The organism is Arthrobacter sp. NPDC080073 (assembly GCF_040686575.1).
In the GTDB taxonomy this organism is placed as follows: Bacteria; Actinomycetota; Actinomycetes; order Actinomycetales; family Micrococcaceae; genus Arthrobacter.
The window spans coordinates 53,660-65,928 of sequence record NZ_JBFBKR010000001.1 but is presented as its reverse complement, the minus strand read 5'-3'; the positions used below and the strand labels follow the sequence as shown (position 1 = coordinate 65,928).

Below are 12,269 nucleotides of genomic sequence, written 5' to 3'. Positions count from 1 at the left end.
TTATGACCCAAACCGCCCTTCCCGGACTTGTCACCCCGCCCAAACTTCCGCAGGGAACACTCCGGATTGTGCCCCTGGGCGGCCTGGGGGAGATCGGCCGCAACATGGCCGTTTTCGAAATCAACGGCAAACTGCTGGTGGTTGACTGCGGCGTGCTCTTCCCTGAAGAGACCCAGCCGGGCGTCGACTTGATCCTGCCCGATTTCTCGTACATCGAGGACAGGCTGGACGACGTCGTTGCCATCGTCCTGACGCATGGCCACGAAGACCACATCGGCGCTGTGCCGTACCTGCTGCGCCTGCGTCAGGACCTGCCGTTGGTCGGTTCCCAGCTGACGCTTGCCCTCATTGAGGCCAAGCTCCAGGAACACCGGATCAAGCCGTACACGCTCACGGTCACCGAAGGACAAGTGGAGCAGTTCGGCCCCTTCGAATGCGAATTCGTTGCCGTCAACCACTCCATTCCGGACGCCTTGGCCGTCTTCATCCGCACCGCCGGCGGCAACGTGCTGCACACCGGCGACTTCAAGATGGACCAGTTGCCCCTCGACGGCCGCATCACGGACCTGCGCCACTTCGCCCGCCTGGGCGAAGAAGGGGTGGACCTGTTCATGGCCGACTCCACCAACGCGGATGTCCCCGGCTTCACCACGGCGGAGAAGGAAATCGGTCCCACCCTGGACCGCTTGTTCAGCCAGGCCAGGAAACGGATCATCGTTGCGTCCTTCTCCTCGCACGTGCACCGGGTCCAGCAGGTGCTCGACGCCGCAGCCAAGCATGGCCGCAATGTCGCCTTCGTGGGCCGTTCCATGGTGCGCAATATGGCTATCGCCGCGAAACTGGGCTACCTTGACGTCCCGCCGGGAATCCTGGTGGACATCAAGAACATCGAGAACCTTCCGGACCACCGCGTGGTCCTGATGTCCACGGGGTCCCAGGGTGAACCCATGGCGGCTCTGTCGCGGATGGCCAACGGAGACCACCGCGTGGTGGTCGGCCAGGGCGATACCGTCATTCTGGCCTCGAGCCTCATCCCGGGCAACGAGAACGCGGTCTACCGGATCATCAACGGGCTGCTCAAGCTCGGCGCCGACGTCGTCCACAAGGGCAACGCCAAAGTGCACGTGTCCGGCCATGCTGCTGCCGGCGAATTGCTCTACTGCTACAACATCCTCAAGCCCCTGAACGCCATGCCCGTGCACGGCGAAACCCGGCACCTGATCGCCAATGGCAATCTGGCGGAAGAGTCCGGCGTGCCCTCGGACCGCGTTATCCTCAGCGATAACGGCACTGTCATTGACGTCAGGGACCATAAAGCCAATGTGGTGGGCCAGGTGGAAGTGGGCTTCGTCTATGTGGACGGCTCCAGCGTGGGTGAAATCACCGACGCCGACCTCAAGGACCGCAGGATCCTCGGCGACGAGGGCTTCATCTCCGTCATCACGGTGATCAACCGGACTACCGGCAAGATCGTCTCGGGTCCGGAAATCCACGCCCGCGGCGTGGCAGAAGACGATTCCGTCTTTGACGAGATCATCCCCAAGATCAACGCGGCCCTGGAAGACGCAGTGCTCCACCACTCGGACCACACCAACCACCAGCTCCAGCAAGTGGTGCGTCGCGTGATCGGCACGTGGGTCAACCGCAAGCTTCGCCGGCGCCCCATGATCATCCCGTTGGTCTTGGAAGCTTAATCCCGGAGGCCTGACTTCCGCAGGCATGGCCAGTCAGGCTCCGAACGGCCCGGTTCAAGCGAACCGGGCCGTTCGCGTTTCCGGACCGGCCCGCCGCAAAACAAGGTCCGCAGATTGTTCAACAGGGGCAACATGGTTCCTCGGCGCCCCTGAAATCCGCGGGTTTCCGGACGGGTTGGGGTAGCGTGGCCGATATGGCGACTCGTACTACCTCCGCGCCTAGAGGCAGCTCCAATGGCAAATCCGGCGGCTCGGGCAGCGGCCGGACCCCGGCCAGGACCGGCCGGAGCGGCACGGGCACGGCCCGCGGCAAGGCCGCCGTCGTCGAACCCCAACAGCCGTGGATCCTGCGGGCGCTTGCCGGCGTCTGGCTGGGAATCGGGCACGTGGTGGGTGCGGGCATCCGCCGGATCGGCCACGACGTCAGTGACCTTGATCCCCTGGACCGCCGGGACGGCGCCGCGCTTTTCAACCTGGCGCTCGGTGTCTTCATAGCCACCTTCGCCTGGTGGGGCTTCAAAGGCTGGTTCCCGGATGTTGTCTTCAGCATCGTGAATGGAACTTTCGGCTGGGTATCCCTGCTTCTTCCGATCATGCTTTTCGTCTGCGCCGTCCGGCTCTTCCGGCAGCCGTGGGACAGCCGTGGCAACAACCGTGTGGGCATCGGCTTCCTGGTGATGACGTTCGCCGGGACCGGCTTGGCCCACATTATCGGGGGCCAGCCGACTGTCGCAGATGGCTTCGAGGGCCTCCGGCGCGCGGGCGGGATGCTCGGTTTCCTCGCGGCGTCGCCTCTTGCCGCCATCCACCCCGTGGTCCCCGTCCTGGTCTACGGTGCCTTGGCGTTCGTCTCCCTCCTGATTCTCACGGCCACGCCCTTCGGCGCGATTCCCCGGCGTATCCGTGGCGCCTACGAGCACCTCATGGGCGTCGACCTGGTGGATGCCGACGCGCAACGCGGCGATTCCCATGACCGCAGCTACCTCTACGAAAACGAGGTGGCTGTTGAACCGAAGAAGAAGCGCCGCAAACGCTTCTTCGGCAAGGACCACGACGAGGACCCCACGCTCGAAGGCTATGTCGGCGACGAGGCGTTCGAGCACGCAATCGTCGACGACGATGCCCCTCCCGCAAAGGGCGGGCCGTCCGTGCCGCCAGGGGTACGCCGACCGACCCAGGCCGAAATCGCCGTCGAGAAGATCAAGGCCGCGCAGGGACTCGGAAGCCCGAAGGCGGCTGCGGAAAACGCCACCGAAGCGATCCCTCTGGTCGCGTCGGCCGCCGCCGTCCCCCCTGTCATTGTGCCTTCGGCACCGGTCGGCCCACCCCCTCCCCCGACGCCGATCCCGCAGCGCACCGAGCAGCTTTCGCTTGCCGGCGACGTCACCTACACGCTGCCGTCCTCGGACAACCTGACCCCGGGTTCCATTCCGAAGGAGCGCACGGAAGCGAACGACGCCGTCGTCGCCGCCCTCACGGACACCCTGCAACAGTTCAACGTGGACGCCACCGTCACCGGCTTCAGCCGGGGCCCCACCGTGACCCGCTACGAGATCGAACTTGCTTCCGGCACCAAGGTGGAGCGCGTCACAGCGTTGTCCAAGAACATCTCCTACGCCGTGGCGTCGAGCGACGTACGTATCCTTAGCCCCATCCCCGGCAAGTCGGCCATCGGCATCGAGATCCCCAACACGGACCGCGAGACCGTTTCCCTTGGCGATGTCCTGCGCAGCCAGAACGCGCGGCGGACCGACCACCCCATGGTGATGGGCGTCGGCAAGGACGTCGAGGGCGGCTACGTCGTCGCGAACCTCGCCAAGATGCCGCACTTGCTCGTGGCCGGTGCTACGGGTGCCGGTAAGTCGTCGTTCGTGAACTCGATGATCACGTCGATCCTGATGCGCGCGACCCCCGATGAGGTCCGCATGGTCATGGTGGACCCCAAGCGCGTCGAGCTGACCGCGTACGAGGGTGTTCCGCACCTCATCACGCCCATCATCACCAACCCCAAGAAGGCGGCCGAAGCCCTCCAGTGGGTGGTGCGTGAAATGGACGCCCGCTACGACGACCTCGCCAACTATGGCTTCAAGCACATCGACGACTTCAACAAGGCGGTCCGCGCCGGCAAGGTTGTTCCGCCGGTTGACTCCAAGCGCGTCATCAAGCCCTACCCTTATTTGCTGGTGATCGTGGACGAGCTCGCCGACCTCATGATGGTGGCCCCGCGCGATGTCGAAGACTCGATTGTCCGGATCACCCAGCTCGCCCGTGCTGCCGGCATCCACCTGGTCCTGGCCACCCAGCGTCCCTCTGTTGACGTCGTCACCGGCCTGATCAAGGCGAATGTCCCCTCGCGCATGGCGTTCGCCACATCCTCTGTCACCGACTCCCGCGTGGTCCTTGACCAACCCGGCGCGGAAAAACTCATTGGTCAGGGTGACGCGCTCTTCCTGCCGATGGGTGCCTCCAAGGCGATGCGCGTGCAGGGCGCCTGGGTCAGCGAGTCTGAAATCCACCGCGTAGTGGAGCACGTCAAGGGCCAACTCAAGGCCGTCTACCGGGACGATGTGGCGCCCGAGGCGCAGAAGAAGCAGATCGACGACGACATCGGAGACGATCTCGAGGTCCTACTTCAGGCGACCGAACTCGTGGTCACCACCCAGTTCGGCTCCACGTCGATGCTGCAGCGCAAGCTCCGCGTCGGCTTCGCCAAGGCCGGCCGCCTCATGGACCTGCTGGAGTCGCGCGGCGTCGTGGGTCCGTCCGAGGGCTCCAAGGCCCGCGATGTCCTGGTCAAGCCCGACGACCTCGCTCCCGTACTGGCGGCAATGAAGGGCCAGGAGGCTCCGGCTGCGCCCGACGCGCACACGGCGGCCCTGAGCGAGAACGCGAACGCGAACATCGCCGTCGGAGGCTACGCAGAGGACCTCGTGGCCGCCGATCTCGAACGCCGCAAGCAGGTCACGGAATACCACGACGGAGCAGATGGGATCGATGACGAGGACGAGGGCGGCGAAGACGCCTGGTCATTGACCGGACGGTAGCCTAGAGGGGTGACTACATCCGACGGCAGCAAAGCCGGTTCCAGCAGCTCCGATATCTGGAACCTGCCCAACATCCTGACGATGCTTCGAATTGTCCTGGTCCCGTTCTTCGTGTGGTTCCTTCTGGAGGACAACAGCCGGCACGGCATCTGGCGCTGGGCCGCCGTCGTGGCCTTCGCCGTGGCGATCTATACGGACAAGCTCGACGGCGACATCGCCCGGAGCCGCAACCTCGTCACCAACTTCGGCAAGATCGCAGACCCCATTGCCGACAAGTTGCTGATCGGATCGGCACTCGTTCTCCTGTCGGCGCTGGGGGAGCTGCCGTGGTGGATCACCATCCTCATCCTCGTGCGCGAATGGGGCATCACCGCCTTGCGCTTCTTTGTCATCCGCTATGGGGTGATGCCGGCGTCGCGTGGCGGCAAGCTCAAGACCGCCGTCCAGACCGTGGCGATCTTCCTCTACATCCTGCCGCTGAATTCCTTCGCGCCGTGGCTCGTCAGCGTGGCCTTCTGGGTCATGATCGCCGCTCTCGTCATCACAGTGTGGACCGGCGTCGAATACGTGATTGAAGCCGCAAAGCTTCGCTCGGCCGGAAAGCGCGCATGAGCCCCACGGCTGATGAGGTGGCCGCTTCCGCCGTCGCCCTCGCCATCGAGCGGGGCGTCACAGTGGCTACCGCGGAATCCCTGACAGCCGGGATGGTTGCGGCCACGCTCGCTGATACTCCCGGGGCGTCAGGCATGCTCCAGGGCGGGGTCGTCGCCTACCAGAATGCGGTCAAGGCCGGAATCCTGGGGGTCTCCGAGGAACTGCTTTCCGCGGTCGGATCCGTCGACGCCGAGGTGGCAGCGGCTATGGCCGACGGCGCGAGGCGCGCGTGCGGGGCCGACGTCGGGGTCTCCACCACAGGGGTGGCGGGGCCGTTGCCGCACGACGGGAAGCCGGTTGGCACCGTCTACATTGGCGTCGCCACGTCGGACGGAGCCGCGGCGCATGCCTACTCCTTTCGGGGAGATCGGCCGAGTATCCGTGCGCAAGCAACGAGGGCCGCGCTGGAGCGCTTGTTTGAGTGCCTTGTCCATGCCGACCTACCGCACGTAAAGTAGCCGGGAACAAAAACTGCGGCCCAATAGTTGTTACATTGTGTCGCCCCGGAATGGCCGGGGCGCCTAGGATGTAGAAAACAACCGGTGCACCTGCAAGGTGAACCGGACTCACGAGGGAGCAAGGCGATACACATGGTTAAGCAGCCCGTATCCGTAAACGGCGTTGTCCGCTGGAAGGATGTGGGCTTGGCCGAGAAGGCACCGAGCGAACAGAAGGAGCGCAAAATGGTTGTACTGCGTCACGAAATCGGTGATGTCCTGCGCGATGTCCGCCAACGCCAGGGCCGTACGCTCCGCGAAGTCTCGCACAGCGCCCGTGTTTCCCTTGGCTACCTGAGCGAAGTTGAGCGCGGCCAGAAGGAAGCATCCTCAGAGCTGCTGTCCTCGATCTGCTCGGCGCTGGACGTTCCGTTGTCCGGCATGCTCCGCGAGGTCAGTGACCGGGTTGCCGTCGCCGAAGGCGTCGCTGTTCCGGACACCGTCCCGCAGGAATTTGCGCAGCGATACGGCCGCGATCTCGACCGCGAGCTCAGCGCCGAACTGAACGACGACTTCACCCAGGGCATGCTCTCCGGAGCCCGCTAAACGGACCTGGCTCCGGTACTCAGTTGCCGGAGTGTGATCGAGCACGTCGCTTCCGGGGTCCGTTGCGCCGAAACGTCGCTGCCTGGCTTCGTTGCGCCGAAACAACGGCACATACTTGAAGCAAGAAGGAGGGCCTCCAGATGGAGGCCCTCCTTCTTGGGTCTTTTGTGGCTTGCGCGGTCAATCCTTGCCGCTTCCTTCGCCGTAGGCCGCATTGAGCCGTTCAATGTAGTCAGCCAGCGTCTGGATTTCCTCCAGCGGCCACTCGCCCAGGCGTTCCCGGAATACCTGCCGGCGTGCGTCCTGGACCTGGTGCATCTTTTCTTCGCCCTTGGGGGTAAGCCGGATCGATTGTGCGCGGCCATCCTGGGGGTCGGCTTCCTTGTAGACCATGCCGATGCTCTCAAGGAACGCGATCTGCCGGCTCACCGAGGGCTTCCCGACGCCGATGCACGAGGCGAGGTCCGTCAGGCGGATCGGACCCTCCTTGCGGATGATCGACAGCAGTCCGTAAGCGGCTGGTTCCATGTCGGGATGGACCTGGCGTGATAACTGGTGGGACAGCGATCGGGCGCGTCGCCAGAACATGCTCAGCTGGTGTTCCACCTGCTGGAGGGCGGCATCGACGTTGTCGTCTACCTCCACCATCTCTGGCGCGTCGTCGGGAGTGTTGCTCATGACAACCATTCTAGAGTCCGCTCCCATGAGAGACTCTATTGGTGCGGATCAGTGACTTCTGGCGGCTGATGGACGATGAATTCGGGGCTGGCTACTCCCGGGTCCTCAGCAGCTCCCTTGTATTGGCCGGCGTCGGCGGCCGCACGGCAGACGACGCCTTGGCAGCGGGCTACAACCCCCGCGACGTCTGGCTTGCCCTGTGCGACGTCCAGGACGTTCCTCCGGAGCGACGGCTCGGCAGGGACATCAAGCCCTCGGACAAAGGTTCCGGAACGTTCTGACTTCCGGCTTCCGGTGACACGCCCGCAGATTTGTTCGAATATCTGTTCGGATGAGGCTATGCTCCTTTCAGAGGAAAATTGACCCTAGCGGACCATTTTTCGCATCATTCGGATCCTGTGGTTTTCCACATAGACGAAGTCGCACACAAAATTGTCAGCGGCTCGTACTAGCGTCGGGTGAGATAGGAAAGCGGCCGTTCAGGCCAGTCCACAGCGAGAAAGCATCAGAGGTGTGAACCATGGCGGCAAACCAGGATCGTGAGAAGGCGCTCGAGGCAGCGCTTGCCCAGATCGACAAGCAATTCGGCAAGGGCTCCATCATGCGCTTGGGTGACGACATCCGTGCGCCGATCGAAGTCATTCCCACCGGTTCCATCGCGCTGGACGTCGCTCTTGGGATCGGCGGCCTGCCGCGCGGCCGTATCGTCGAGATCTACGGTCCGGAATCCTCCGGTAAGACCACCGTCGCGCTTCACGCTGTAGCCAACGCCCAGCGCCAAGGCGGCATCGCTGCCTTCATCGACGCCGAGCACGCCCTCGACCCCGAGTACGCGGCGAAACTGGGCGTCGACACCGACGCACTGTTGGTTTCGCAGCCTGATACCGGCGAGCAGGCATTGGAAATCATGGACATGCTGATCGGCTCCGGCTCCTTGGATATCGTCGTGATTGACTCGGTCGCCGCCTTGGTTCCGCGCGCTGAAATCGAAGGCGAAATGGGCGACTCCCACGTCGGCCTCCAGGCCCGTCTCATGAGCCAGGCCCTGCGCAAGATCACGGGCCGGTTGAGCCAGACCAAGACGACCGCTATCTTCATCAACCAGCTCCGCGAGAAGATCGGCGTCTTCTTCGGTTCCCCGGAGACCACAACCGGTGGCAAGGCCCTGAAGTTCTATGCCTCCATCCGCATCGACGTCCGCCGCATCCAGACGCTGAAGGAAGGCGCGGATTCGGTAGGTAACCGCACCAAGGCCAAGATCGTCAAGAACAAGATGGCTCCGCCCTTCAAGATCGCGGAGTTCGACATCATCTACGGCCAGGGCATTTCCCGTGAGGGCGGCATCATCGACATGGGCGTCGAGCACGGCATCATCAAGAAGTCCGGTTCATGGTTCACCTACGACGGTGACCAGCTGGGACAGGGCATGGAGAACTCCCGCCGCTTCCTGCGGGACAACCCGGAGCTGGCCGCGGAACTTGAGCGGCTCATCAAGGAAAAGCTTGGTGTCGGAGTAGTCAAGCCTGCCGAAGCCGAGAAATCTCCGAAGCTGAAGGCCGTTGACGGCTAAGCGCGAGGGCCGCTCCCGGTCCTGGGGTCCGTCTGCGGATTCGTCCGTGGCAGCGGATCCTGAAGCCAATCCGGAGGCGGTTGCCCGGGCCATTGTGCTCCGCCAGCTGACCAATTCCCCTAAGAGCAGGCTTCAGCTCGCGCGCAAGCTGGCTGAGCGGAGCGTCCCGGAGGACGTGGCCGAAGCCGTGTTGGACCGCTTCGAGGAAGTCCGGCTCATCGATGACGCCGATTTCGCCGAGATGTGGGTCCGCAGCCGCGCGCAGTCGAGGAAACTCGCCCGGGGTGCCTTGAGGCGCGAACTGGCCGACAAAGGCATCGACGCTGAAACGGCCGAGAAGGCCCTCGCCCAGGTGAGCGATGACGACGAGCGGACCGCGGCCAGGGATCTGGTCGCGCGCCGCCTGAGGGCCGGAACGGACCTCTCCGACAGGACCGAGCGAGACAAGCAAACGCGGCGGCTCGCGTCGATGCTTGCCCGCAAGGGCTATCAACCGTCGGCGGCGTTCCGGATTGTCGGGGAGGTCCTGGACGAAGCCTTGGCCGGGGAGCCGGAGTCGCACGGTGCCGTGGCGCACGGCGGTCCTTACCTGGAGGAGATCGGCTAGTCGGCGTACCCGGCAAACTGAGAGTTGCCTGTGAGTATTGTCCCGGGCGGCGGGGTTGGGTGGCTTCTTGGCGGCCGTCGGCTAAGGTTCTGGACTAGTGTTCCGAGTCGGGAGGCAAGTCAGATCCAATGAATGCGTTGTCCCTGCGGCTTTCGGCAATTATTGTGCCCTTGCTTGTCGCGTCGCTTCTCCAGGCAGGCCCGGCTTCCGCGGACGACGATGCCCCGCCGTCGGGCTATCCGAGCTGGGCGGAGGTACAGCAGGCCCAGGGGAACGAAGCTGCCGCTAGTGCCGAAGTGGACCGCATCAACCAGTTATTGGCCGGCCTTCAACAGAAGTCCGGCGAGCTAGGCGCGGCAGCCATCAAGGCGGGAACTGAGTACGCGAAGGCCCATGACGCGCTGCAGCATCAGCAGGCAGTCACCCAGAAACTGGCTGAAGCGTCCCGACAGGCCAAGTCAAAAGCGGATTCATTGAAGAAGGCCACCTCGTCCCTGGTTGTCAAGGCATACGAGTCAGGCGGTTTCGATCCCGGACCATGGTCCCTCGCGAATGCCGCCATCGCACCGGACAACATTCAAAATTTCGCTTTGCTGAACAGGGTCCTCGATCGTACGGCGAAGCTGCACGATGATGCCCTGAGCGCTTCCCAGGCATCCGCCGCCGCAACCGCGCAGGAACAAGCCGCCCGCGATGTCCTGGCGCAATTGGACAGTGACGCCGCGGCAAAGGCCCAGGCCGCAGAGTCTGCCAGGCGCTCCGCCGAAGACAGCGTTGCCGCCACGGACGGCCAGCGAAAGACTATGGTCGCTCAGCTCGCGTCCTTGACCTCCACTTCTGCCGCGGTTGCGCAGAAGTACCAGGAAGGCCAGGTGGCGCTTGCCGCCTATCAGGCTGCACAGGAAGCAAAGAGGGAGGCAGCGCAGCGCCAAGCGGAAGCCGACGCCGCGGCGGCAGCCAATAGAGCCCAGCAAGCCCAACAAGCCCAACAGGCCCAGCAACCCGTCCAGGCGCCCATCAGCAGCGGCGGAGGCGGGGGCTTCGGAGGCGGGGGAGGCGGAGGAAACGTCGTCAACGACCCCGCAGGTGCACGGCAATACGCGTCCTCCCGGCTTGGCGCCTACGGCTGGGGCGGGGACCAAATGCAGTGTCTGTCCCTGTTATGGACCCAGGAATCAAGCTGGATGACGGACGCCACCAATCCCAGTAGCGGCGCCTACGGTGTTGCGCAGGCGTTGCCGCCGGACAAGTACTATTCGGCGGGCAGCGATTGGCTCAGCAACTACCGGACCCAGATCGATTGGGGCCTGGGCTATATCCGCGACCGTTACGGTTCCCCCTGCAACGCCTGGCAGCATGAGATGGGCTTCAACTGGTACTAGTCCGAGGGGCTACCCTAGATTGGTGAGTTCCCCTTCCGCAGCACCAGCACCAGCCCCCGTTCAGCAGCCCGTTCCGGCCCCGGTCAGCGAGCCTGCACCCGAGCACGGGGTGAAGCGCACCTACCAGGTGCGCACTTTCGGTTGCCAAATGAATGTCCACGACTCCGAGCGCATGGCAGGACTCCTGGAGGATGCAGGATACGTGCCCTTCGACGGCGGGGTCGCCGACGTCGTGGTCTTCAACACCTGCGCCGTCCGTGAGAACGCCGACAACAAGCTTTACGGCAACCTCGGCGAGCTCAAGCAGGTCAAGGCCGCCCATCCGGGCATGCAGATCGCGGTGGGCGGATGCCTGGCCCAGAAGGACCGCGAAACCATCGTGCGCAAGGCGCCCTGGGTGGACGCCGTGTTCGGTACCCACAATGTGGGCGCGCTCCCGGCTTTGCTGGACAGGGCCCGCCACAACAACGAGGCCCAGTTGGAGATCCTGGAATCGTTGGACGTCTTCCCATCCACCCTGCCGACCAAACGCGACTCCGTGTACTCAGGCTGGGTTTCCATCTCCGTCGGTTGCAACAACACCTGCACCTTCTGCATCGTGCCGTCGCTCCGCGGGAAGGAGAAGGACCGCCGTCCGGGCGAGATCCTGGCCGAAATCCAGGCGTTGGTGGACGACGGCGCCGTCGAAGTCACCCTGCTCGGCCAGAACGTGAACTCCTACGGCGTGGAATTCGGCGACCGCCTGGCTTTCTCCAAACTTCTCCGCGCCTGCGGTGACATCGAGGGCCTTGAGCGTGTCCGCTTCACGAGCCCGCACCCGGCCGCCTTCACCGACGACGTCATCGACGCGATGGCCGAGACCCCCAACGTCATGCCGCAGTTGCACATGCCCCTCCAGTCCGGCTCGGACAAGGTGCTCAAAGACATGCGTCGCTCGTACCGCTCTGCGAAGTTCCTGGGGATCCTGGACAAGGTCCGTGACAAGATTCCGCATGCTGCGATCACCACCGACATCATCGTGGGCTTCCCCGGCGAGACGGAAGAGGACTTCCAAGCAACGCTCGACGTCGTCGAGAAGTCACGCTTTGCTTCCGCCTTCACGTTCCAGTACTCCAAGCGCCCAGGCACCCCCGCCGCGGACCTTCCGGAACAGCTCCCCAAAGTCGTTGTCCAGGAACGCTACGAACGGCTGACCGCCCTCCAGGACCGCATCGCAGCCGAGGAAAACGCGAAACAGCTCGGACGCCGGGTTGAACTCCTGGTCACGGCCCAGTCCGGACGCAAAGCCGAGGAAACGCATCGTTTGTCCGGCCGCTCCCAGGACCAGAGGCTGGTCCACTTCTCCGTGCCCGAAGGCGCAGAGACCCCACGGCCTGGCGACTTCGTCACCGTAACAATCACCGAGGCTGCTGCCTTCCACCTCGTCTCGGATCCGGCGACGACCGCGGACTACAGCCTGAGGCGCTCCCGTGCCGGCGACGCTTGGGACCGCTCGCAGGCCGACTCCTGTGGCGCTCCGGCACCGGGTGCCGGCGGGGCCACAGGTCAAAAGGGCGTCTCCCTCGGCATGCCGTCGCTGCCCGCCCGGCGCGGCTAG

The 12,269-nt window shown here is 64.3% G+C and carries 11 protein-coding genes; 10 read left to right on the top strand and 1 reads right to left on the bottom strand.

Annotation, left to right across the window (positions count from 1 at the left end):
- Window positions 1-2 precede the first annotated feature (2 nt).
- From AB0O52_RS00290 to AB0O52_RS00270, 5 genes are all read left to right on the top strand, one after another.
- Window positions 3-1,694 (top strand): ribonuclease J, encoded by a 1,692-nt coding sequence (locus tag AB0O52_RS00290; RefSeq protein WP_364531700.1) that lies wholly within the window; start codon window positions 3-5, stop codon window positions 1,692-1,694.
- A 194-nt stretch (window positions 1,695-1,888) separates the two neighbouring features.
- Window positions 1,889-4,738 (top strand): DNA translocase FtsK, encoded by a 2,850-nt coding sequence (locus tag AB0O52_RS00285; protein WP_364531697.1) that lies wholly within the window; start codon window positions 1,889-1,891, stop codon window positions 4,736-4,738.
- Between the two features lie 9 nt (window positions 4,739-4,747).
- Window positions 4,748-5,350, top strand: a complete 603-nt coding sequence (gene pgsA, locus AB0O52_RS00280) for a CDP-diacylglycerol--glycerol-3-phosphate 3-phosphatidyltransferase (protein WP_364531694.1) — start codon at window positions 4,748-4,750, stop codon at window positions 5,348-5,350.
- Window positions 5,347-5,850: a CinA family protein gene (locus tag AB0O52_RS00275; RefSeq protein WP_364531691.1), complete on the top strand. Its 504-nt coding sequence runs from the start codon at window positions 5,347-5,349 to the stop codon at window positions 5,848-5,850. Before pgsA ends, AB0O52_RS00275 begins: the two co-directional genes overlap by 4 nt.
- Before the next feature lie 132 nt (window positions 5,851-5,982).
- A complete protein-coding gene (locus AB0O52_RS00270; protein ID WP_078105673.1) occupies window positions 5,983-6,435 on the top strand; it encodes a helix-turn-helix transcriptional regulator in 453 nt (150 codons plus the stop codon).
- A gap of 180 nt (window positions 6,436-6,615) precedes the next feature.
- Here AB0O52_RS00270 and AB0O52_RS00265 read toward each other — a convergent pair whose 3' ends face one another.
- Complete coding sequence (locus tag AB0O52_RS00265) at window positions 6,616-7,113, bottom strand: MarR family transcriptional regulator (protein ID WP_364531688.1); 498 nt, start codon at window positions 7,111-7,113, stop codon at window positions 6,616-6,618.
- A gap of 41 nt (window positions 7,114-7,154) precedes the next feature.
- Here AB0O52_RS00265 and AB0O52_RS00260 point away from each other — a divergent pair, with 41 nt between their 5' ends.
- From AB0O52_RS00260 to miaB, 5 genes are all read left to right on the top strand, one after another.
- Window positions 7,155-7,394, top strand: coding sequence for a DUF3046 domain-containing protein (locus tag AB0O52_RS00260; RefSeq protein ID WP_306863265.1), 240 nt, complete (start codon window positions 7,155-7,157; stop codon window positions 7,392-7,394).
- Window positions 7,395-7,633: 239 nt separating this feature from the next.
- Entirely contained in the window at window positions 7,634-8,683 is a 1,050-nt protein-coding gene (gene recA, locus AB0O52_RS00255) for a recombinase RecA (RefSeq protein WP_364531684.1), read from the top strand.
- A gap of 46 nt (window positions 8,684-8,729) precedes the next feature.
- A complete protein-coding gene (locus AB0O52_RS00250; protein WP_364531681.1) occupies window positions 8,730-9,290 on the top strand; it encodes a regulatory protein RecX in 561 nt (186 codons plus the stop codon).
- 128 nt (window positions 9,291-9,418) lie between these two features.
- Window positions 9,419-10,672: a lytic transglycosylase domain-containing protein gene (locus AB0O52_RS00245; RefSeq protein WP_364531678.1), complete on the top strand. Its 1,254-nt coding sequence runs from the start codon at window positions 9,419-9,421 to the stop codon at window positions 10,670-10,672.
- Entirely contained in the window at window positions 10,647-12,269 is a 1,623-nt protein-coding gene (gene miaB / locus AB0O52_RS00240) for a tRNA (N6-isopentenyl adenosine(37)-C2)-methylthiotransferase MiaB (protein WP_364531675.1), read from the top strand. The genes AB0O52_RS00245 and miaB overlap by 26 nt, the downstream gene beginning before the upstream one ends.

Excerpts from the sequence above, each read along its gene's own strand:
- AB0O52_RS00290 (WP_364531700.1), top strand. The coding sequence starts at position 3 with ATGACCCAAACCGCCCTTCCCGGACTTGTCACCCCGCCCAAACTTCCG.
- AB0O52_RS00285 (WP_364531697.1), top strand. The coding sequence starts at position 1,889 with ATGGCGACTCGTACTACCTCCGCGCCTAGAGGCAGCTCCAATGGCAAA.
- AB0O52_RS00275 (WP_364531691.1), top strand. The coding sequence starts at position 5,347 with ATGAGCCCCACGGCTGATGAGGTGGCCGCTTCCGCCGTCGCCCTCGCC.
- AB0O52_RS00270 (WP_078105673.1), top strand. The coding sequence starts at position 5,983 with ATGGTTAAGCAGCCCGTATCCGTAAACGGCGTTGTCCGCTGGAAGGAT.
- AB0O52_RS00265 (WP_364531688.1), bottom strand. The coding sequence starts at position 7,113 with ATGAGCAACACTCCCGACGACGCGCCAGAGATGGTGGAGGTAGACGAC.
- recA (WP_364531684.1), top strand. The coding sequence starts at position 7,634 with ATGGCGGCAAACCAGGATCGTGAGAAGGCGCTCGAGGCAGCGCTTGCC.
- AB0O52_RS00245 (WP_364531678.1), top strand. The coding sequence starts at position 9,419 with ATGAATGCGTTGTCCCTGCGGCTTTCGGCAATTATTGTGCCCTTGCTT.
- miaB (WP_364531675.1), top strand. The coding sequence starts at position 10,647 with ATGAGATGGGCTTCAACTGGTACTAGTCCGAGGGGCTACCCTAGATTG.